The following is a 20,745-nucleotide window of genomic DNA, read 5'->3' as shown; positions in this document are numbered from 1 at the left end:
GCGCGACATCAAACGGCCGCGCTTCATTCCTTGAAATGCGTTGAGGGCAGGCCGCCCGGCAGTTCCCGCAGCATGGTTTCCGCTACGACGCGGGCTTTGACGTTCCGGTGGCTGGAGGCTTGGGCAAGGATGTGGAAAGCGTCGTCGTAGGAGCACCGGTTTTGTCCCATGATCACCCCGCAGGCGACGTCGATCGAGGTACGGCCCTGCAGGGCCGCCTCGAGTTGTTCGGCCCTGGCCAGTGCTGCCCGCAACTCAGCTGCCGAAAGGTAGCTGCCTGCTGCCAGTTTGCTGAAGGCGCCGGCCGCGACAATAACGCAGGGGGTGAAGGCGTTGTCCTGCGGGGCCAGAAGCGTCAGGGTTGCCAGGCTGTCCGCGTGAAGCTGCAGCGGCACGGACAGGAGCGACCTGTAGCCGGCCTCGCCCAGAGGGCGCCAGTACGAAGGCCACCGCGGATCGGCCGAGTAGCTGTTGGCCATGAGCGCCAGATGCCCGGCGAGGGCGTGGGATACCGGTCCGTCCCCTCGGCTTTGATCGGATTGTGCCAGGAAGGTGGCGCCGCTGCTGGTGCCTGCCGTCAAGGCCGCATGGCGTGGGCGTACCAGTGTCACGGCACAGTCCAGGGTGCATCCGGCCAGCTCCGACAGGGCGGATGTTGCGGCCAGGGCGAGGAGTTGCAGGGAGGCCTCGTCAGTGTTGGCACGCAGGTCCAAAAGAACGCCGAGCCTGGGCGGGGCCGCTGACCGGCTGTGGAACCGCGCCGTTCCGTTGCTGCCGTCACCGGCCCCCGCTAAGTGGGGCGCCCGCTTCAGGCGCAGCTCAATTCCCACAACCTGCTCCCGTCAGCAGCGGTCCCCGAGGATATCTCTTGCTGCACGATACGGGGTGGGGGAGAGGGAACGCCCGAGTAACCGGTACTCGACTTTTCAGCAGGGCATTACTGCGGTGGCCTGGGGCCGGTACATGTGCGCCGGCTCAGGACTGGCCGGTGAGCGTGAGGGTAATGAGGACAATGTTCAGGCCCACGATCAGCGTGGCGCTGGTCCACCCGGCGATCTTCAGGGCTTTGGAGTCCGTATGGATGCCCATGACCTCCCGTTTGCCGGTCAAACGGATAAGCGGGATCAAGGCAAACGGGATACCGAAGCTGAGCAGCACCTGGCTGAGCACCAAAGCAAGGGTGGGCTCAATCCCGGCTCCCAGGATGATCAAGGCCGGAATCAGCGTGATGATACGGCGGGTGAGCAGGGGGATGCGGACCTTCAGCAGCCCGCCCATGATGGTGGCACCCGCGTAGCAGCCCACGGACGTCGAGGCCAGGCCCGAGGCCAGGAGGCCGATGGCGAAAATGATACCGACGGCGGGGCCAAGCGCGGACGTGACAGCAGCGTGGGCGCCGGCGATGGTGTCGGTTCCCTCGATGCCGCGCAGGCTGGACGCGGCCAGCAGCAGCATCGAAATGTTCACCACCCCCGCCAGCAGCAGGGCACCGACCACGTCGAACCGGGTGGCACGGATCAGCCGTGTCCGGACGGCGGCGTCTTCTGAGAAACCGTGCCGGTCCCGGGCCAGGGCGGAGTGCAGGTAGATCGCGTGCGGCATAACGGTGGCGCCGAGCATGCTGGCCGCGAGCAGGACGGTGTCAGTACCTTCAAAACGGGGCAACAGACCGCCCAAAGCACTTCCGCCGTCGGGCGGGTTGACGAACAGTCCGGTCATGAATCCGACGGCGATGACGCCCAACAGCACCAGGATTGCGTACTCGAAGGACCGCTGGCCCCGTTGGGACTGGAGCGCCAGCAGCAGCATCGATGCCACGCCGATGATCACCCCGCCGGCCAGCAGTGGCAGCCCGAACAACAGGTTCAAAGCTACGGCGCCGCCGATGACCTCGGCCATGTCGGTAGCACCGGCAACGATTTCGGCCTGCACCCAGTACAGGCGCCGACGCTTGGTGCCCAGCCGCTTGCCCATTATTTCTGGAAGGCTCATGCCCGTGGCCAGGCCCAGCTTGGCCGACTGGTATTGGACGAGTACGGCCATGGCGTTGGCCACCACCAGGACCCACACCAGCAGGTAACCGTAGTTGGCTCCAGCGGTGAGGTTCGCAGCGACGTTTCCGGGATCCACATATGCGATCGCGGCGACGAAGGCAGGGCCAAGCAGCAGGAGCCGGGACCACACCTTGCGGGGTGCGGGGCGGAGTTCAAGAGTGGGTGCGGCCATGGCAATCCTCATCATCGGGGCGTTCTGATACGAGGATAACCGAAAGTTAGGCGTACCGAAAAGTAGTTTTTAGGAGGTCCGACTTGGCGGGCTGCGATGTCCGGGCCGTCTCGATACAGCTTTGCGTGAATACAGCCGATCTTGTACTTTGGTGGCATGGAAACACTCACGCAGGCGCCAGTATTGGCCCGCTTCGGGTATGCGGTCTCGGACCCTACCCGCGCGCGGGTTCTCTTGGCACTCTCCGGCGCCCCGGCTTACCCCTCCGACTTGGCTGATTCCCTGGGCGTCTCCCGGCAGAGCATGTCCAATCACCTGACCTGCCTGCGCGGCTGCGGCCTGGTGGTGGCCGTTCCGGACGGGCGTCGGACCCGGTACGAGCTTGCCGACGCGCGGTTGGGGCACGCGATCAGCGACCTGATCGGTGTTGTCCTGGCCGTAGATCCTGCCTGCTGCGCCCCGGACGGGAAGTGCTTCGCATGACCGCGCTGCCGGGAGCCTCCACCGTGGAACGCCGCAACGTCCTGAACCGCCGGATCCGGCTGTTCGCCGCCGCAACCATCACCTACAACGTCATTGAAGCGGTGGTGGCACTCTGGGCCGGCAACGTGGCTGATTCTTCCGCGTTGATCGGGTTCGGGCTGGACTCGGTCATCGAGGTCAGTTCCGCACTGGCTCTGTCGTGGCAGTTCTCGTCCAAGGATCCGGAACGCCGTGAGCACCTGACGCTGCGCATCATCGCCATCTCGTTCTTCGCCCTGGCCGCCTTCGTGGCCACGGACGCCGTACGCGCCCTGACCGGAGGGGAAGAGGCCCAGCACTCCACTCCCGGTATTGTCATCGCCGCGTTGAGCCTGGCCGCCATGCCCGTGCTGTCCTGGGCGCAGCGCCGCGCGGGCCGTGAACTGGGCTCAAGGACAGCCGTGGCCGATTCCAAACAGACCCTGTTGTGCACCTACCTTTCCGCCGTCCTGCTGATCGGCCTGGTCCTGAACGGCACCCTGGGGTGGTGGTGGGCCGATGCCGGCGCCGCCCTGGTTATTGCCGGAATCGCGGTCCGTGAAGGTATCAGCGCGTGGAGGGGTGAGGCGTGTTGTGCAGTTCCCCACGCCAGCGACGCGAGCGGTCACGGCGAAGCCGGCGATGACTGCTGTGCACCAGCAGCCACACAAACCCCCGCCGCGGCGGAAACTCCGGTTGTTGGAGAACAGGAAGATGCCTGCTGCCCCGGCTGCCGGGCCGCTGCCGGGCCGGCGCCGGTGAGCCTCACCCTCGGGACGAGGCCGGCTGATCGATGAGCGCTGTTTCCACCGCACGGAACGTCCGCATTGCCATCTGGACCATCCTCGCGGCGCTCGTCGCTGCTGGCCTGGTCCGGTACGCCGTGTCCGCTGCCAACAAACCGTCTCCCGCTGCGCCCCAGGCCGTCGATGCCCAGTTGGTCCGGGAGGACAGCCACCGCGTCACGAACCCCGTCACTGAAAAAGCCCAACTGGTGGAGTTCCTGGACTTCGAATGCGAATCCTGCCGTGCCGCCGAGCCGCTCGTCCAGGAGCTCAAGGCGGAGTACGGAGACAGGATTACGTTCATTCACCGGTACTTCCCCCTGCCGGGCCACGCGAACTCCGGAGTAGCCGCACTCGCCGTTGAGGCGGCCGCCCAGCAGGGCAGGTACGACGCCATGGCAGCCAGGCTTTTCGAGACCCAGCCGCAGTGGGGCGACAAGCAGGACTCCCAGGCAGCCCTGTTCAGGACATTCGCCGAAGAGATCGGCCTGGACATGGGGAAATTTGACGCCGCCGTAGCCGCCGAGGAAACCAAGGAGCGGATCCGCAGGGACATCGCCGACGGAAAAAGCCTGGGCGTAAGCGGGACCCCCACCTTCTTCCTTGACGGACAGAAGCTCACGCTGAACAGCGAGGCGCAGTTCCGCCAACTGCTCGACGACGCAGCACGCTAGTCTTTGCCCGGCCCCGGCGGAAGCGGGATCTTCAGGCCCTGCCAAGATTGGTCCGTGAGTATTTCAAAATCTGTCCTCTTGTTCATCCTGGCTGCGGCGGCCGAAATCGGCGGTGCCTGGCTCGTGTGGCAGTCCGTCCGCGAGGGCAGGCAATGGTGGTGGGCAGGCCTTGGCGTGGTGGCCCTGGGCATCTACGGCTTCGTGGCCACGCTGCAACCGGACGCTCACTTCGGCCGGATCCTGGCAGCCTACGGAGGCGTGTTTGTCGCCGGATCCCTGGCCTGGGGCATGGTTTTCGACGGCTTCCGCCCGGACCGCTGGGATATCGCGGGATCAGTGATCTGCCTGCTGGGAGTCGCGGTCATCATGTTCGCGCCCCGCAGCGCAGGCTGAACTGACACCCGCCCCGTCAGCCTGTCCGGCAGGTTCAGGCAGTGGGGGAGCGGCGTTCAATCAGGATCGTGTCCCGCCATTGCCCGCTCAGGGGCCCGTGTCCCATGTGCGCAATACGTTGACGGCGTCCCACAATGACGTAGCCGTTGGCGAGATGGAGTTTGAGGCTTGCTTCATTCTCGGGGAAAACGCTGGCCTGGATGGTCCAGATCCCATCCGCTTCGGTTGATGCGGCCAGAGCCTGCAGCAGGGCTGTGCCCACGCCGAGGCCACGTGCTTCGCCTGCAACATACACGGAGTGTTCGACGACTCCGGAGTAAACGGGACGTGCCGACACGGGGGAGACGGCCGCCCAGCCAACGATCCAGCCAGCCGCAGTTTCCGCGACGAGCCGGTGGCCGGGAAGCCGGGAAAGGTTGAACCTGTCCCAGTCGGGCGCCTCGGATTCGAATGTGGCGTGGCCGGTATCGATCCCTTCCTGGTAAATGCTTCGGACCGCCGGCCAATCCTCCGGGCGCATGGAGCGGATCGTCGTCGCCGGCTCCGCTGGTGTCACAGGCTCTCCAGCAGTTCCCCGATACGCTCGAGGGCGCCGGGGACGAGCGAGTAGTAAGCCCAGGTGCCACGTTTTTCGCGGTGCAACAGCCCGGCGTCGACCAGGATTTTCAGGTGATGGGACACGGTGGGCTGGCCAAGGTCCAGCGGTTCGGTGAGGTCGCAGACGCAGGACTCACCGCTCTCCGCAGCCTTGACGATGGACAGGAGCCGCAGCCGGTTGGGGTCGGCCAGGGCTTTGAACACGGCGGCGGTGCCTACTGCTTCGGCAGCACCCAGTGCGGGCGCTGCCGGCGGGCAGCATGCGGTGTCGACAGCCGGTTCAAGCACGGGCAGTGAGGTCATCCACCCATTATGCCGCAGTATCGACATTCATCAATATAGGGCTGTGTGGCCCTACGCCTGGGGCTTGCCGGCCTGGCTGCCGTGTGGAATGACGACGTCGTCGGCGGCGTGCGCGGCGGTGGGGAACAGCAGGAGCAGCAGGCCCAGGCCAATGGCGGCGCCCACCAGCTGGGCGATCACGAACGGGGGAACTGAGCCCGGGGCTATGCCGGCGAAGGTGTCGCTGAAGATGCGGCCCACCGTCACCGCGGGGTTGGCGAACGAGGTTGACGAGGTGAACCAGTAGGCGGCTCCGATGTAGGCGCCGACTGCGGGTGCGGCGAGGGCGCCCCGGTTGGTGGCCGCGAGGGCAAAGATCAGCAGGATGAGGCCCGCGGTGGCCACCACCTCACTTAAAAGATGCCCTGCAGTTGCCCGGTCCTTGACGGAAATGGAGGTCCCGACGTCGAACATCGCGTTCGCGAGCATGCTGCCGCCGACGGCCCCGGCAGCCTGGGCTGCTGCATAGACGCCAACCTCCGGCAGGGTCAGGCCCGAGCGCGTGCGCCGGCCCAGGAACCAGTCGGCCAAGGACACCACGGGGTTGAAGTGTGCGCCGCTGACCGGGCCGAACACCAGGATCAGCACCGTCAAGCCAAGAACCGTGGCCGTGCTGTTCTGGAGCAACTGCAGGCCGATGTCGTTGGGCGAGAGCTGCTGGGCGGCGATCCCGGAGCCGACGACGATGGCAACGAGCAAGGCGGTGCCTAGCAGCTCTGCGACGGCACGGCGCCACAGGGCTGGTTGGTGTGAAGTCATGATTTAAGCTTGACGCACGAAATTACCTCAGTCAAAATTGAATCAATGAATATTGAGTCGGCTTCCAGCTTTGAAGCGCGCGTGGCGAGACATGCTGCCCTTGCCGATCCGGCGCGCCTGCGCATTGTGGATCTGCTGACCCTGGGCGACTTTTCCCCTACGGAGCTGCAGGCGGAGCTGGGCATGTCCTCCAACCTGCTCGCGCACCACTTGCGGACACTCGAGGATGCTGGACTGGCCACCAGGCACCGCTCTGAGGGGGATAAGCGCCGCAGCTACCTCCGACTGGCGGCGGGCGCACTGGATGGACTCGTGCCGGGTGCGGTGCAGAGCGCGGAGCGTGTCCTGTTCGTCTGCACCCGCAACAGTGCACGTTCCCAACTGGCTGCGGCGCTGTGGCGACACGCCAGCAGTATCCCGTCAATCTCTGCCGGGACGCACCCGGCGGAGCACATCGCTCCCGGAGCTGTGGAGGCTGCCCGCCGCCACGGACTGGACCTCCCCAGCCAGGCCCCGCGCTCCCTGGATGAGGTCGCGGGAGCCGCGGACTTCGTGGTCACAGTATGCGACAGCGCCCACGAGGAACTGGCCGGACTGGGCGGGATCCACTGGTCCATTCCCGATCCCCTGCGCTTGGGCACCGACGAAGCGTTTGATACGACTTTCGAGGACATCGCCCGTCGCGTCACCGACCTTGCTCCACGCGTCACCGCCGCCTGAAGCCTTCAAGCGGCTTTCAAAAAACATAGATTGACATTCATCAATGTATGGCCAGATACTCGCTATATCGATCAACATCAATGTTCGGTGTGGGGAGCTGTCTGGCTACAGTCCACCGCCACCGATACCAGGAGAGACCCGTGAGCACCGAAACCGCCAAGAAGCCCTCCGTGTTGTTCGTCTGCGTCCACAACGCGGGCCGTTCCCAGATGGCCGCCGCGTTCCTCGCCACCCTCGGCAAGGGCCGGATCGAGGTCCGGTCCGCCGGGTCCCAGCCGGCGGACAAGATCAATCCCGCCGCCGTGGAAGCCATGGCAGAGCTGGGTATCGACATGTCCTTGGAGGTTCCGAAGGTCCTCACCACGGAGGCCGTCAAAGAGTCTGACGTGGTCATCACCATGGGCTGTGGCGATGAGTGCCCCTACTTTCCCGGCAAGCGCTACGAGGACTGGGTCCTGGAGGACCCGGCCGGGAAGGGCGTCGAGTCCGTCCGCCCCATCCGTGACGAGATCAAGACCCGCATCGAGGGCCTCATCGACTCCCTGATCCCGGCCGCCAAGTAGCCGTGCCGTTGTCGAGAGTGACCCGCGCCTAAACCGAAACAGGGGAGGGGGTGAGCCTCATGACCAACGGATGCTGCGGCGACTCAGGTTGCCGCGACGACGAGGGCTGCTGCTAACCCCTCCCACCCAACTAGGTAGCAGTAACTGTCGTTTTGGGGCCTCAAAACGACACCTACTGCTACCTAGTTGGGCAACCCCGCCGCTAACTGAACCGGACCACCGTTACGGATGAAAGAGGACACCTTGGATTCAGCGAAGAACCTCCCGGTTGCCGTGATCGGCGCCGGCCCTGTGGGCCTGGCCGCGGCCGCCCACCTCCTCGAACGGGGCCTGGAACCGCTGATCTTTGAAGCCGGCACGACGGCGGGCGCGGCCATCGAGCACTGGCGTCACATCCGCCTTTTCTCACCGTGGCGGTTCAACACCGACGCCGCCGCCGTCCGCCTCCTCGAGGCCGCCGGTTGGGAAGCACCCCGCCCCACCGCGCTTCCCTACGGCGGGGAGCTGGTCGACAACTACCTGGCACCCCTGGCCGCGCTGCCTCAGATTTCTTCCCGCCTGCAGGCTGGCGCCCGCGTCACGGCCGTCACCCGGCAGGGCCTGGACAAGACCCACATCAAGGGCCGCGATACCACGCCTTTCGTGGTGCGGATCGAACACAGTGACGGCGAAACCCGGGACCACACCGTCGCAGCAGTCATCGACGCCTCCGGCACCTGGTCCACCCGTAACCCGGTGGGCACCTCGGGCCTGCCTGCCATCGGCGAACAGGCAGCAGGGGACCGGATCTCTGCGCCGCTGCCCGACGTCACCCGCCGCGACCGGGCCGCCTTTGCCGGCCGCCGTGTCCTGGTGGTTGGTGCGGGCCATTCGGCCGCCACCATGCTGATCAACCTCGCTGACCTCGCCAGGGAAGAGCCGGACACCCAGATCCTGTGGGCCGTCCGGGGGGCAAGTGCGGACAAAGTCTACGGCGGAGGAGACCTCGACGGACTGCCCGCCCGCGGGCAGCTCGGCGGCCGGGTGCGCCGGCTGGTCGCGGCCGGAAAGATCGAGCTGCACACCGGTTTCGGTATCAGCTCGATCAAATCCCTGGACTCATCCGTCACCGTTGGTGCGGTCGACGGCCGCACCCTTGAGGCCGACGTCGTGGTCCCTTGCACGGGCTTCAGGCCTGACCTGGACATCCTGGGCGAGCTCCGCCTGAACCTGGACCCCGCCGTCGAAGCTCCGATGCAACTGGGCCCGCTCATCGACCCGGAGTTCCACTCCTGCGGCACTGTCCCGCCGCACGGTGCCAAGCTCCTGGCCCACCCGGACAAAGACTTCTACATTGTTGGGATGAAGTCCTACGGCCGGGCTCCCACCTTCCTGCTCGCCACCGGCTACGAACAGGTCCGCTCCGTCGCCGCCGCCCTTGCCGGTGACCACGAATCCGCCGACACCGTGCACCTTGAACTTCCGGAAACCGGGGTCTGCTCCACCGACGCCGGCACCAGCTGCGACGCCCCCGCCACCGCCTCGGCAGCCGGCGCCTCCGCGGATGCACAGTCCGGTTGCTGCGCTGCACCAGAACCGGTGCTGGTCGGCTTCCCCACAGGCTTGGCCCACGGCCGCTCCGGCATCAACAACTAACCCGCCATCTCACCCGAAAAGGAAACATGCCACCCATGACCCAGAAAAAGACTCCGTCAGTGCTGTTCGTCTGCAGCAAAAACGGCGGCAAATCCCAACTCGCCGCCGGCCTCATGCGAGACCTTGCCGGAGACGCCATTGCTGTCTATTCCGCCGGTACTAAGCCGGCCAAGGACCTGAACCCGCAGGCAGTGGAGTCCCTGACCGAACTGGGCGTCGACGTCACCGGTGAATACCCTAAACCGGTCACTGACGAAGTCCTGGACACCGTGGACGCTGTCATCGTGCTGGGCACCGAGGCCAAGCTTGAACCGGTTGAAGGCAAGCGCTTCGAGGTCTGGGAAACGGACGAGCCCTCCGAGCGCGGGATCGAGGGAATGGAGCGCATGCGCCTGGTCCGGGACGACATCAACGCCCGTGTGCAGAAACTCCACGCGGAGCTCACCGGGGACTAAACATGGTTTGCACCAGCCGGGCCTCCGCATGATCCCGTTGGATGACTGCAGCTGATTGAGGCCGCTGCGGAGCCCGTGGGTGGAAGATCCGCTTGGCGGTGCCAGCTTCTAGACACCGCCAAGCGCTAAGACCTTCGGTTGTTCCCGAATCAAGGCCCTGGCGCTACCGGGCCCAGATCCCAGTTGCAGTTGCGCCGCGCTTCAGGCCTTACACGGAATACTGTGCACTGAATTCCTCAAGGGCCAGCGCGCATACGGTCAAGACTCGCTCAAGAATTGCTCAAACCTGCTCCGGGCTCGGATGAAACCAAGGGCCGGGCCACCGCATCCGCATCCGGAAGGGTAATCGTTGCGGTGGTCCCTTTTCCGTGGGTGCTGCTGAGGGTGATGCTTCCCCGGTGGTTTTCGATGATGGTCCTGGTGATCGCGAGTCCCAGGCCGGCACCGGGAATGGCGGAAGAGTGGGCTTTGGCCGTGCGGAAGAAGCGGGTGAAGGCCTGGGCCAGGTCCTCTTCTGTCATCCCGACTCCGGTATCGGCCACCTCGCAGGTGAGGTTCTCTCCGCTGGTGCTGACGCGGACTGTGACAGTACCGCCTGCCAACGTGTACTTGATGGCATTGGACACCAGATTGTCGATGGCCTGGCCCATCCGGTCGGGATCGAAGCATCCCGTGGCCGGACCGTCCGTCTGCAGATTCAACGTCACGCCGCCGGACTTGGCCCGCGACTGTGCGGCCTCCACCCTCTGGGCGGCAACCTCGGCGAGGTCGGCGGGGCGGGGAGTGATGGTCACGGTGCCGGAGGCAGTGCTGAGCAGGTCGCCCACCAGGGTCAGCAGGCGTTCGGCGTTGCGTTTGGCAACCCCCAGGGAATGTTCGACGTCGGGATCGAGGCCTTCATCCAGCGCCAGGGCCAGGTAGCCCAGGATCGACGTCAGCGGCGTTCGAAGTTCATGGGAAACATTTGCGACAAATTGGTCCTTGGCAGAGAGGGCCTCCACCAGCGCAGTGACGTCGGTTAAGGCCATGACGGCACCGGAATGCCGGCCCTCCGCCGTGGTGATCAGCCTGCAGGTGGCTGAGTACGCACGCTGACCGGTCCCACTGCCGACCCATACCAGTTCGTCGGTGAAGGGCTCACCCCGGGCGGCGCGGAGGCGCGGATGCCGCTCCGGGGGAAGGGGCTGTTTGCGGTCGATGCCATAGACCGGAAGGCCCGCGCCCCCGTCTGCCGGCGTATCCATGAAGATCGTGCCGGCGGGGCCGCTTCCCGGATGCTGGTTGGTGAGGATGGTCCTGCCTTTGTCGTCGAGGGCGCAGACAGCCACGCTGACGGTATCCATAACAGTGCCCAGGAGCTGCTCGCGGTTTTCGCTGGCCGCCAGCAGCCGCCGGACCTCGGCTTCCTGGTTCTCAAGCCGGAGCCGCTGCTGGCGGAGGGCCTTGGCCACTCCGTAGGTGGTGAGTGCCATCGCTCCCAGGACCACAGGAAGGAGCACGATGCGGATAAAGGAGGCGCTTGTGTAGCCCGTGCCGAGGATCGCCGGCGGCAGTGCGACGCTCACGAAGGAAGCCAGTACGGCGATGATTACCCCGCTGCGCTGCGGCCCGTAGGACAGCCAGACCACCGGGAAGACCAGGAGGAAGCCCAGGACCGACAAATATTGGTCGCCTGCTTCGCGGGTCAGCCCAATGGCAAGGCAGTCCAGCATCGGGATGCTGAGCGTTGCCCGCTCCGGAAGCCGTTCCCACGGCACCAGGGCGCAGACAGCCAGCAGGAGGAGATGGCCCAGCAAGGTGTACAGGAAGGGCTCGGTCCACTCGAAAGCAGGATGCAGAATCGCGGCCAGGACCACCACCAGCAGCATGGTGATGGACAGCGGAAGCTGGAACATCACCGTCCGGCCCCTCGGCCCCAGCGTCCGAAAATAGCGCGCTATCCACTCAAACAACATCGTCTTCCCCCAGCCCCGCCCCAACAGGTCAGTACTCGAGAAGCCTACTGCTTGCCCTGCGCGCATGAACAGAACGCCCACGTAACCTTCCGCCGCCGCCAGTCACGTGGGACATGGCGGCGCTTTACTCGCCGGAATAGTAAGGCTACTGTCGATCTAAGGATGACCTCACGGCTGACCTGCATAAACAGTACTTTCAACCCGTCATCCAGCAGTACGGCGGAACTCGGACAAAGCTGTCCCGGACGAAAGGAAAACGGCCATGGTGGACCGGATTGCTGACATTTGGGGGACTCGAACACCATTCGCGCAGGGGGACCGGTGGCCGGTCCGGGTGGACCAGGTCCTTGCGAAGGGGCTGAGCGAGCAGGACGTGGACCGCTGGGTGCAGTCGGCTTGCGTGCTGTGCAGCAACGGCTGCGGAATCGACATCGCGGTCAAGGACGGCACGATGGTGGGTGTCCGGGGCCGGGCGATGGACATCGTCAACCACGGCCGTCTGGGTCCCAAAGGGCTTTTCGCCTCCTGGCAGGGGGTGAGCAACAAGGACCGGCTGACCCAGCCCCTGATCCGCGAAAACGGTGAGCTCGTGGAGACTGACTGGGACACCGCGATGGACCGGATTGTCTCGCGCAGCAAGGCATTGCTGGAAGAGAAGGGGCCGCTGAGCCACGGCTTCTACACCTCCGGCCAGCTGTTCCTGGAGGAGTACTACGCCTTGGGCATCATCGGCAAGGCCGGGCTCGGCACCCCCCACATGGACGGCAACACCAGGCTGTGCACGGCCACCGCAGCGGCGGCGATGAAGGAGTCCTTCGGCTCGGACGGTCAGCCCGGCAGCTACACCGACATCGACGAATGCGACGCCATCTTCCTTTACGGCCACAACATGGCCGAGACCCAGACCGTGCTGTGGGCCCGGGTCCTGGACCGGATTGCCGGGCCCAATAGGCCGATGGTGGTGTGTGTGGATCCGCGCTCCACGGAAGTGGCCCGGCATGCAGACGTTCACCTGCCCGTCCGGCCGGGCACCAATCTGGCCCTGATGCACGGCCTGATCCGCGAGGTGATCCGGAACGGGTGGATCGATGAGGAGTACATCGCCGCCCACACCCTCCGCTTCGAGGATCTGGCGGACAAGATTGAGCCGTGGACGCCGGAGGCGGTGGCCGCCGAGTGCGGGGTGGACGCAGCCGCGGTGGTGGAGGCGGCCCGGATTTTCGGGACCTCGCAGCGGGTGCTCTCCACGGTGCTGCAGGGCTTCTACCAGTCCGCGCAGGCCACCGCCTCGTCCTGCCAGGTCAACAACCTGCACCTGCTGCGCGGCATGATCGGCAAGCCGGGCTGCGGGATCCTGCAGATGAACGGGCAGCCCACCGCACAGAACACGCGCGAGGCAGGGGCCGACGGCGATCTGCCGGGCTTCCGCAATTGGGAGAACCCACAGCACATCAAACAGCTTGCCGAACTGTGGGACGTGGACGAACTGGTCATCCCGCACTGGGCCCCGCCCACCCACGCAGCACAGATCTTCCGTTATGCCGAACAGGGTTCCATCAAGTTCCTGTGGATTTCGGCCACCAACCCGGCGGTGTCCATGCCCCAGCTGCCCCGGATCCGCGAGATCCTGGCCAAGCCCGAGCTGTTCCTGGTGGTGCAGGACCTCTACCTGACCGAGACAACGCAGTATGCGGACGTAGTCCTGCCGGCCGCCGCCTGGGGTGAAAAGACCGGGACGTTCACCAACGTCAACCGCACTGTCCACCTGTCCGAGCAAGCGGTGGAGCCGCCCGGCCAGGCCCGGAGCGACCTCCGGATCTTCCTGGATTATTCACGGCGCATGGACTTCCGCACCAAGTCTGGCCGTCCGCTGCTGGACTGGGAGGGCCCGGAGGACGGCTTCAACGCCTGGCGCGAATGCAGCAAAGGCCGCCTGTGCGACTACACCGGCCTCAGCTACGAGCGGCTGCGCGGCGGAAGCGGCATCCCCTGGCCGGTCAACGAGAAACACCCCAACGGGACGGACCGCTTGTACGGCGACGGGGTCTTTCCCACCCAAGCTGATGCCGCCGAAGATTACGGGCACGACCTCGCCACCGGAGCCACCGTGGGGGAGCAGGCCTACAAGGCAATGGCGCCGAACGGACGCGCCATCTTCAAAACGGCGCAGTACCAGGGGGCGCACGAAACCCCCGACGGCGAATACCCCTTCCGCTACACCACAGGCAGGACGGCCTACCATTTCCACACCCGCACCAAGACCGGCCGCTCCCCGCAGCTGCATGATGCCGCCCCGGCCATGTGGGTGGAAATGGCGGAGAGCGACGCCGGGGCGCTGGGCCTGGGCGAGGGGGACATGATCCGCGTCGAGTCCCGCCGCGGGCACCTCTTCGCCCCCGTGCGGATAGCCAACATCCGTACCGGAACCGTCTTTGCTCCCTTCCACTACGGGTACTGGGACGCTGCGGATCCAGCCGAGGCCGATCCGCAACAACGCCCGCGCGCGGCTAACGAGCTGACCCTGACGGAGTGGGACCCGGTGTCCAAGCAGCCCGTCTACAAGACCGCCGCGGTGCGTGTCACCAAAGTCGCCGATGCCACCGGTCCGGCGCCCGCCCCCACCACCACGGCGTCCCGTCCCGCCCGGGCCGGCCGCGTCCTGGCGACGGTGGGCGGCGCAGCCGGTGAGGTGAGCGAGACAATCGCCCCCACAGAACCGCCGGCGGCGCCCCGGGACGAGGTGAGGTCATGAAGCTCCCCATCTACCTCGGCCTGCTGCACCGCTCCGAACACACCCTGGCAGAGTCCTTCCGGCAAGTGGCCGACGGCCACGGCGATGAACCGGACGTGTACTTCCTCTGCCGATCACTGGCCGATCAGTGCGAAAATCACGAGCAAGCCCTGCTGCCCATCGTGGAACGCTACGGCGAGGTTGAAAAAGACGACGAACCGGAGCGGCTGCATGCCGATGGGCTGTCCAAAACCCGTTTCGGGGCGGTGGGACTGCTGCGCGATCTGCAGGACCTTTATCTGCTGGGATCCCTCGTCGACATCACCTGGACCGCCGTCAAGCAGGCCGCCCAGGGGCTCCGCGACGCGGAGCTGCTCGAGGTGGTCACCCGCTGCGAGGGCGAGACCAAAACCCAGCTCGAGTGGCTGTCCACCCGCATGAAACAAGCCGCACCCCAGGCCCTGATCGTCGCCGAATGACCGTGCAGAACATTCCCCGGACCCGCAACAGAGGAGGCGCCCAGTGCCCGACGCTTCACGGTTGACCAAAAGCCGCCCCGCAGCCGCACTGTATGCGGCCGTGCTGTCCCTGGTGGTGCTGGCTGCCGCCGGCGCAGCAGGCCTGGTGCTCCGCCAGCCCTGGCTTTTCCCCAGCCTCGGACCTACGGTGATGCTGTTTTTCGAGTCCCCGTCCCAGCAGGCCTCGCGGCCGGCCAACGCGCTGATTGGCCACGCCGTTGGCCTGCTGGCCGGCGTCGCCATGCTCTACGCCTTCCGATTACAAGACAGCCCGCCGGCCCCGGTGGGCGGACTCACCCCGGCTTACCTGCTGGCCGGCGCATTATCGGTGGCGCTGACCACACTGGTGCTGACACTGCTCAAGACCCCGCACCCACCGGCAGGGGCAACCACCCTGATCGTGAGCCTGGGCATCCTGACCGCTCCGGCGGAACTGGCGTCCATGGCCGGCGCCATCGTGCTCATCACCGTGGTGGGCTGGGGACTGAACCTCCTTTTTGGAGTGCGTCCCGGGAAGGAACAAGGCTGACATGGTCCCGCTGACGAAGACACGGCGCCGCGTGTGCGTTATGGCCCTGGTGGGTATCGCGGCCCTGCTGGCCCTGACAGGCTGTGCCCCGGAAGGAACGGCTGCTGCTGATGCCGCCCGGGAGTTCCACCAGGCCCTGTCGGGCTCCGAATGGTCCGCAGCCTGCTCCATGCTGGCGTCCGATACACGCGAGAAGACTGCCCGGGAGCAGGAGAGCAGCTGCGAGGACCACCTGAGGAACCTGCATGTCCAGGAACCCGGAACAGTGACGCGCACCGAAGTATACGGACGGGGCGCTTTCGTGGAATTCGAGAACGACGCAGTCTTCCTGGCTGCCGCTGAAGGCGGCTGGAAGATTACGGCAGCCGGGTGCACGCCGAACGGTGACGCGCCCTATACCTGCGAAGTGGGAGGCAAGTAGTCATGCGGTGGAGCTTTGCCCTGTACCTGATCCTGATTTTCGGCGGACTGGCCTACATGGCTGTCGTCGGACTCGTCCACGGATAGGAGGAAGCAGTGAAAAAAGCACTCAGGAACAACGGACTGAGCCTCTTCTTCGGGCTGATCTTCCTCCTGGCCCTTCTGGGACAAGGGCTGACCGGCCATGCCCTGTTCAACCAGGAACAGGTTACGAACGGGCTTGAGGAAATAAGCCTGGGCCAGTACCTGACCTCATCCAATTTCGCCGTGGACGTCTCGGAAAACTGGCAGTCCGAGTACCTGCAGTTCCTGCTCTACATCCTTGCCACCATCTGGCTGGTGCAAAAAGGATCACCCGAATCAAAGGAAGTGGACCAGACCGGAATCGAATCCGACAAGGACCAGCTGGTGGGGGAGTACAGCAACCCGAAATCGCCGGCCTGGGCCAGGGCCAGCGGCTGGCGCCGCACGGTCTTTTCGAATTCGCTGGGGACAACGATGGGGCTGATCTTTGTCCTGTGCTGGCTGGTCCAGTCTCTTGCCGGCACCAGCGCCTACAACGAAGAGCAGATCAGCAACTTCCAGCAACCCGTGACCTGGACCGAGTATGTGACGTCTGCAGAGTTCTGGAACCGCACCTTGCAGAACTGGCAGTCGGAATTCCTCGCCGTCGGCTCCATGGTGGTCCTGTCCATCTACCTCCGCCAGCGCGGCTCACCCGAGTCCAAGCCCGTGGGCGCTGCCCACGACGACACCGCCTCAACGGGCTAGGCGGGCCTCTCACGCCGGCGGAGGGCGTGCGATCAGTCCACCCTGTGTCCGCCCAGCCGGCTCACCATTGCGGGGTCGCGGTGGTCGAAGAAGAGGCTTTCGTCGGTGTCCAGGCTGGCGATCTTGCCCATTTGCTCGTCGCTCAGGGCGAAGTCGAATACCTCGAAGTTCTCTGCCATGCGCTCGGGGCGCACGGACTTGGGAATGACGACGACGCTGCGCTGGATGAGCCAGCGGAGCACCACCTGCGCCACGGATTTTCCGTGTGCCTGGGCGATTTCGCTGAGCAGGGGGTCGGTGAAGAGGTTGTTGCGGCCTTCGGCGAACGGGCCCCAGGACTCGATCTGGACGCCGCGTTCCCGCATGAGGTCCTGCTCGGCGCTGCGCTGGTGGAAGGGGTGGGTCTCGATCTGGTTGACGGCGGGCACGATTTCGTTGTGGTCGATGAGGTCCACCAGCCGGTCAGAGTGGAAGTTCGAGACCCCGATCGCCCGGGCCAGGCCTTCCTTGTTGAGGTTCTGCATGGCCCGCCATTCGCTGTAGTAGTCTCCGAGCGGCTGGTGGATCAGATACAGGTCCACGTAGTCCAGTCCAAGCCGGGTGAGGGAGTTCTCGAAAGCCCGGCGGCTGTCCTCCTCCACGCTGCCGGCGGGCGCGTGCTGGACCCAGAGCTTGGTGGTGATGAAGAGTTCGTCCCGCGCGATGCCGCTTGCCCTGACAGCGGCACCCAACGCCTCCTCGTTGCCGTAGGCTGCGGCGGTGTCCAGGTGCCGGTAACCGGCTTCGAGGGCGGCTTCGACGGCGGCCTGGGTTTCCTCCGGCGGAATCTGATAGACGCCAAAGCCCAGGATGGGCATTTCGACGCCGTTGTTGAGGGTTACGTTGTCCATGGTTTCCTTCGTCGGTTCCTGGTTCTCACTGGTCCAGGCCGGTGCTGAGGCTGAGGTCCCGCCACTGGTCCAGTTCCGCACGCTGAGCGTCGGCTACTGCGGCAAAGGCGCCGAACGCGTCCTCACCAAGCACCGCGAGCGACGGCGGGTTGGGGCTCTGCACGATGGTCAGGATTGCTTCGGCGGCCTTGGCCGGGTCGCCCGGCTGGTTGCCGTCCATGGTGTCGTTCTCCTTGCGCCGCTTCCCGGCCGTTTCCGCATAGTCACCGATGGGCGAGGCGGACTGGGTCAGTGAGCGCCCGGCGAAGTCGGTGCGGAAGGCGCCGGGTTCAATGACGGTGACGTTGATGCCCAGCGGTTCCACCTCCCTGCGGAGCGAGCCGGAGATGCCCTCCAGCGCAGCTTTCGTTGCAGAGTAGTAGCCGGACCCGGCGGGGGTGATGCGGGCTCCGATCGAGGAGATGTTCACAATGGACCCGGACCTGCGCTCGCGCATGTCCGGAAGGACCGCTTTGATCATGTCAACAGCGCCGAAAACGTTCGTGTCGAACAATTGCCGCGCATCGGCGTCGTCCGCTTCTTCCACGGCGGCCCGGTACCCGTAGCCGGCGTTGTTGACCAGGACGTCCACGCCGCCGAAGCGCTGCTTCGCCTCTTCCACCACCGAGCTGATCCCGGGGCGGTCCGTGACGTCGAGGGGCAGGGCGAGTGCGGTGTCCGGGAAGGCGTCGGCCAGGTCCTGCACGGTGGCGGGGTTCCGGGCTGTGACGACGGCGTTGTGCCCGTGGGTAAGCACCGCTTGGGCCAGTGCCCGGCCGAGTCCTGTGGAGCAGCCGGTAATGAGCCAGGTAGCCATCGGTGGTTCCTCTTCGTTGTGTGGATGGGACTGCGGGCCTGCATCCAGGCCCAACCACTAGGTAACCCCAATTTGCGCGTCCTGGACAGGTACTGGCGGTACACCCTTCACACCGCATGGATTTATGGGACGGGCTGGTGCTCGGGTAGCTCCCCCTGCAGTTCCGCCAACGTGGGCGGGTTGGCCCCTGGGCGGCGGACCGTGATGGCAGCGGCTTTCGAGGCGAGGCGGCCCAGCGACTCCAGCGCTGCCGGGGTGAGCCCGTCGGTTCCGCGCATCAGGAGGCCGTAGATCAGAGCCGCCATATAGGAATCGCCGGCGCCGATGGTGTCGGCGACGGCCGAGCTGACCGGGGGAATGGCCAGCCGCGTCCCTGACGCTGCCAGCAGGGATCCATCCGATCCCAGGGTGACGGCCACGAGTCCGGTGCCGAGTCCAAGGATGCGCTGGGCGGCGTCTTCCACCGGCAGCCCGGGGTAGAGCCACCGCGCGTCCTCGTCGCTGAGTTTGACCACGTCGGTGAGGGGGACCAGGTCCTCGAAAATGCGCTGTGCCTCCGCCTGGCTGCCGAGCAATGCGGGGCGGACGTTCGGATCGTACGTCACCAGGCATCGCTCGTGTGCTTGTTCCAGGAGATCCCGTACCGCAGCCGCACCCGGTGCCAGGAACGTTGCGATGGAGCCTGTGTGGAGGATTTTGGGCAGCGCCGCGGGAACGGTGCGTGGCAGCTCCCAGCGGACGTCGAAGTCATAGCTGGCTGAGCCATCGGAAGCCAGCACGGCCGTCGCCGTCGCCGTCCGGCCGCCGCCCCGGGAGCCGGGCAGGAGGTCGACGCCGGCACTCGAGAGGTGCCGCTCGATCGCCTGGCCGTGGGGGTCATCGCCGAGGGAAGTCAGCAAGGCGGTGCCCACACCCAGCCGTCCCAATCCGTAGGCCACGTTCGCAGGTGATCCACCCGGGTGCTCCACGGTGCCGGCGGGGGAGACCACGATGTCCACCAAGGCTTCGCCGACCACCACCACATCTATGGATTTGGGCTGCTGGGTTGTGGGCATGATGTACCTTTCGTTGTTGGTCAGGAGCCGATGGCGGGTGTGGCCCTGATGGCGTTCACGGCCCTGTCCGCAACAATCTGGGCCTCGCTTCCGGAATCCAGGATGGTATTCCGTGCCGATGCGGGATCCACCGAGACCGCCGTAACGGCAAGGACTTTCGAAGCCTCGGTGGTCAGCAGGGCGTCCACTTGCGCGGAGAAGCAGGAGTCGCTTGATGTGGCGTGGACGTCCATCGCCACCGCGTGGTTGTTGGAGACGAAGTTTCCGGCCCCCGCAACCAGCCGGATGATTACCGGCGTAGCACCGGCCGGTTGGATGCTCTCTGCATCGATGATGTGGGAAAAGTGGTTGCCGATCACTGAGTTGTTGCTGCCGGTGACGCTGAGGAGCCCGTGAAGGTCATCCAGTCCGTTGCCCACTCCCACGAAGGGTGTCCAGGGTTCGTGGTCACGCAGGAAGTGGTTTGTGGCCACGAGATTCTCCGAACTGTCCGCTGCGAGAATCAGCATCCCAGGGTAGAACGAGTGCAGGCGGTTGTTGGTGATGCTTGACCGCGTGACGCCGGCCAGGTGGACGCTGCTCGCCCCGCGGGGGAAGACGTTGTTCGCGGTGATCAGGAGCCCGCCATGGTTTTCAGCGTAGATCGAATGGCCCTTGAAGCCCGCTCCCACCAGGTTGTCGGTGATCTTTGATGCCTGCCCCCACCCGCGCAGCTCGATGCAGCTGCCGCATTCGGCGATGAAGTTGTCGTGCACGGAAAGTGCGTCCGCGTTGTAGATGGTGAGGGCGTTCTCAAGGTAGACGAAGCCCATGCCGTTGACGCGGAATGAGTCATTCTCGTTGGCGACCAAGATGCCGGTCTTGCCGTTGACGTAGGTGTTCTCCGGATGCATGCCTGAGCCATCCGCCTCGAAGTGCAGCCCGTCGATGCAGAAGTTGGAGAACTCCACCGAGCTGATCCGCGGGCTCCCGGTCCGCTCAACGTAGAAGGCGGCTCCCTTGGCTTCCTCCGTGTCTGCGCCCTTGGGAAGGTCGACGATAACGCGGCTGCCGCCCGGCCACAGCTCATGAAGGCCGGGCCATTCGTCCTCGGGAACGTTGAACCGGATGCTCGAGGACGTAAAGCCGTGTCCCGAGCCCTGGATCCGAAGGAAGCTGATGTCGATCACCACCTGGGTCCGGAGGTGGTAGTCGCCGGGCGGAAGGTAGATCACCGCGCCCGGCTTTCCTCCGTTGTTCTCATCGGTGGCGGACTGCCGGTCCTTGATGTCAGCGATGATGCTGTTGATGACTTCACCGACGTCTTTGGATGCATTGCCGACCGGCCACGTGGTCACGTCGTAGTAGTTGTTGCTTGACATGGTTTTCCC

The 20,745-nt window shown here is 65.5% G+C and carries 23 protein-coding genes; 13 read left to right on the top strand and 10 right to left on the bottom strand.

What is annotated here, in order from left to right:
- Nucleotides 1-23 precede the first annotated feature (23 nt).
- Nucleotides 24-830 carry a GAF and ANTAR domain-containing protein gene (locus FNL14_RS20655; protein WP_142064041.1) on the bottom strand — a complete coding sequence of 269 codons (807 nt, stop codon included), beginning with the start codon at nucleotides 828-830 and terminating at the stop codon, nucleotides 24-26.
- Between the two features lie 145 nt (nucleotides 831-975).
- A complete protein-coding gene (locus FNL14_RS20650) occupies nucleotides 976-2,226 on the bottom strand; it encodes an Nramp family divalent metal transporter (protein ID WP_142064038.1) in 1,251 nt (416 codons plus the stop codon).
- A gap of 156 nt (nucleotides 2,227-2,382) precedes the next feature.
- On the opposite strand from FNL14_RS20650, the gene FNL14_RS20645 reads away from it, so the two are divergent.
- The 4 genes from FNL14_RS20645 to FNL14_RS20630 are packed head-to-tail and all read left to right on the top strand — an operon-like array spanning nucleotide 2,383 to nucleotide 4,579.
- Nucleotides 2,383-2,709 (top strand): helix-turn-helix transcriptional regulator, encoded by a 327-nt coding sequence (locus FNL14_RS20645; RefSeq protein ID WP_142064035.1) that lies wholly within the window; start codon nucleotides 2,383-2,385, stop codon nucleotides 2,707-2,709.
- A complete protein-coding gene (locus tag FNL14_RS20640) occupies nucleotides 2,706-3,524 on the top strand; it encodes a cation diffusion facilitator family transporter (protein WP_142064032.1) in 819 nt (272 codons plus the stop codon). The genes FNL14_RS20645 and FNL14_RS20640 overlap by 4 nt, the downstream gene beginning before the upstream one ends.
- A complete protein-coding gene (locus tag FNL14_RS20635) occupies nucleotides 3,521-4,186 on the top strand; it encodes a thioredoxin domain-containing protein (protein WP_142064029.1) in 666 nt (221 codons plus the stop codon). Before FNL14_RS20640 ends, FNL14_RS20635 begins: the two co-directional genes overlap by 4 nt.
- Before the next feature lie 54 nt (nucleotides 4,187-4,240).
- Nucleotides 4,241-4,579 (top strand): YnfA family protein, encoded by a 339-nt coding sequence (locus FNL14_RS20630; RefSeq protein WP_091416408.1) that lies wholly within the window; start codon nucleotides 4,241-4,243, stop codon nucleotides 4,577-4,579.
- A 34-nt stretch (nucleotides 4,580-4,613) separates the two neighbouring features.
- Here the strand turns inward: FNL14_RS20630 and FNL14_RS20625 are convergent, their stop codons facing one another.
- The 3 genes from FNL14_RS20625 to FNL14_RS20615 are packed head-to-tail and all read right to left on the bottom strand — an operon-like array spanning nucleotide 4,614 to nucleotide 6,277.
- Nucleotides 4,614-5,099: a GNAT family N-acetyltransferase gene (locus FNL14_RS20625; protein ID WP_142064119.1), complete on the bottom strand. Its 486-nt coding sequence runs from the start codon at nucleotides 5,097-5,099 to the stop codon at nucleotides 4,614-4,616.
- 32 nt (nucleotides 5,100-5,131) lie between these two features.
- Nucleotides 5,132-5,479 carry a metalloregulator ArsR/SmtB family transcription factor gene (locus tag FNL14_RS20620; RefSeq protein WP_142064026.1) on the bottom strand — a complete coding sequence of 116 codons (348 nt, stop codon included), beginning with the start codon at nucleotides 5,477-5,479 and terminating at the stop codon, nucleotides 5,132-5,134.
- Between the two features lie 51 nt (nucleotides 5,480-5,530).
- Complete coding sequence (locus FNL14_RS20615; RefSeq protein ID WP_142064023.1) at nucleotides 5,531-6,277, bottom strand: aquaporin; 747 nt, start codon at nucleotides 6,275-6,277, stop codon at nucleotides 5,531-5,533.
- 45 nt (nucleotides 6,278-6,322) lie between these two features.
- Between FNL14_RS20615 and FNL14_RS20610 the strand changes: the two genes are divergently transcribed.
- From FNL14_RS20610 to FNL14_RS20595, 4 genes are all read left to right on the top strand, one after another.
- Complete coding sequence (locus tag FNL14_RS20610) at nucleotides 6,323-6,997, top strand: helix-turn-helix domain-containing protein (protein WP_142064020.1); 675 nt, start codon at nucleotides 6,323-6,325, stop codon at nucleotides 6,995-6,997.
- 140 nt (nucleotides 6,998-7,137) lie between these two features.
- Nucleotides 7,138-7,560 carry an arsenate reductase ArsC gene (locus FNL14_RS20605; RefSeq protein ID WP_142064017.1) on the top strand — a complete coding sequence of 141 codons (423 nt, stop codon included), beginning with the start codon at nucleotides 7,138-7,140 and terminating at the stop codon, nucleotides 7,558-7,560.
- Between the two features lie 243 nt (nucleotides 7,561-7,803).
- The gene (locus FNL14_RS20600) at nucleotides 7,804-9,195 is read left to right on the top strand and encodes an FAD-dependent oxidoreductase (protein ID WP_142064014.1); all 1,392 of its coding nucleotides are present in this window, start codon (nucleotides 7,804-7,806) and stop codon (nucleotides 9,193-9,195) included.
- Nucleotides 9,196-9,230: 35 nt separating this feature from the next.
- Nucleotides 9,231-9,650, top strand: a complete 420-nt coding sequence (locus FNL14_RS20595; protein WP_142064011.1) for a low molecular weight phosphatase family protein — start codon at nucleotides 9,231-9,233, stop codon at nucleotides 9,648-9,650.
- A gap of 269 nt (nucleotides 9,651-9,919) precedes the next feature.
- Here the strand turns inward: FNL14_RS20595 and FNL14_RS20590 are convergent, their stop codons facing one another.
- Nucleotides 9,920-11,545 carry a cell wall metabolism sensor histidine kinase WalK gene (locus FNL14_RS20590; RefSeq protein ID WP_255470949.1) on the bottom strand — a complete coding sequence of 542 codons (1,626 nt, stop codon included), beginning with the start codon at nucleotides 11,543-11,545 and terminating at the stop codon, nucleotides 9,920-9,922.
- Nucleotides 11,546-11,867: 322 nt separating this feature from the next.
- On the opposite strand from FNL14_RS20590, the gene FNL14_RS20585 reads away from it, so the two are divergent.
- From FNL14_RS20585 to FNL14_RS20565, 5 genes are all read left to right on the top strand, one after another.
- On the top strand, nucleotides 11,868-14,357 hold the full coding sequence (locus FNL14_RS20585; protein WP_142064005.1) for a molybdopterin oxidoreductase family protein: 2,490 nt from the start codon (nucleotides 11,868-11,870) through the stop codon (nucleotides 14,355-14,357).
- Nucleotides 14,354-14,815 carry a hypothetical protein gene (locus tag FNL14_RS20580; RefSeq protein ID WP_142064002.1) on the top strand — a complete coding sequence of 154 codons (462 nt, stop codon included), beginning with the start codon at nucleotides 14,354-14,356 and terminating at the stop codon, nucleotides 14,813-14,815. Before FNL14_RS20585 ends, FNL14_RS20580 begins: the two co-directional genes overlap by 4 nt.
- Before the next feature lie 43 nt (nucleotides 14,816-14,858).
- On the top strand, nucleotides 14,859-15,383 hold the full coding sequence (locus tag FNL14_RS20575; protein ID WP_142063999.1) for an HPP family protein: 525 nt from the start codon (nucleotides 14,859-14,861) through the stop codon (nucleotides 15,381-15,383).
- 1 nt (nucleotide 15,384) lies between these two features.
- The gene (locus FNL14_RS20570) at nucleotides 15,385-15,804 is read left to right on the top strand and encodes a hypothetical protein (RefSeq protein ID WP_142063996.1); all 420 of its coding nucleotides are present in this window, start codon (nucleotides 15,385-15,387) and stop codon (nucleotides 15,802-15,804) included.
- Nucleotides 15,805-15,899: 95 nt separating this feature from the next.
- Complete coding sequence (locus tag FNL14_RS20565; RefSeq protein WP_142063993.1) at nucleotides 15,900-16,574, top strand: DUF6766 family protein; 675 nt, start codon at nucleotides 15,900-15,902, stop codon at nucleotides 16,572-16,574.
- A 32-nt stretch (nucleotides 16,575-16,606) separates the two neighbouring features.
- Here FNL14_RS20565 and FNL14_RS20560 read toward each other — a convergent pair whose 3' ends face one another.
- The 4 genes from FNL14_RS20560 to FNL14_RS20545 form a co-directional block, all read right to left on the bottom strand.
- Nucleotides 16,607-17,464 carry an aldo/keto reductase gene (locus FNL14_RS20560; protein ID WP_091416369.1) on the bottom strand — a complete coding sequence of 286 codons (858 nt, stop codon included), beginning with the start codon at nucleotides 17,462-17,464 and terminating at the stop codon, nucleotides 16,607-16,609.
- 25 nt (nucleotides 17,465-17,489) lie between these two features.
- Entirely contained in the window at nucleotides 17,490-18,320 is an 831-nt protein-coding gene (locus tag FNL14_RS20555; RefSeq protein WP_142063990.1) for an oxidoreductase, read from the bottom strand.
- Between the two features lie 122 nt (nucleotides 18,321-18,442).
- Nucleotides 18,443-19,375, bottom strand: a complete 933-nt coding sequence (locus FNL14_RS20550) for a carbohydrate kinase (RefSeq protein ID WP_142063987.1) — start codon at nucleotides 19,373-19,375, stop codon at nucleotides 18,443-18,445.
- Nucleotides 19,376-19,395: 20 nt separating this feature from the next.
- Nucleotides 19,396-20,736 (bottom strand): NosD domain-containing protein, encoded by a 1,341-nt coding sequence (locus tag FNL14_RS20545; protein ID WP_142063984.1) that lies wholly within the window; start codon nucleotides 20,734-20,736, stop codon nucleotides 19,396-19,398.
- Between the last annotated feature and the right edge of the window lie 9 nt (nucleotides 20,737-20,745).

The organism is Pseudarthrobacter sp. B4EP4b, assembly GCF_006680095.1.
GTDB lineage: Bacteria > Actinomycetota > Actinomycetes > Actinomycetales > Micrococcaceae > Arthrobacter.
This window is presented reverse-complemented; position numbering and strand designations above follow the sequence as displayed.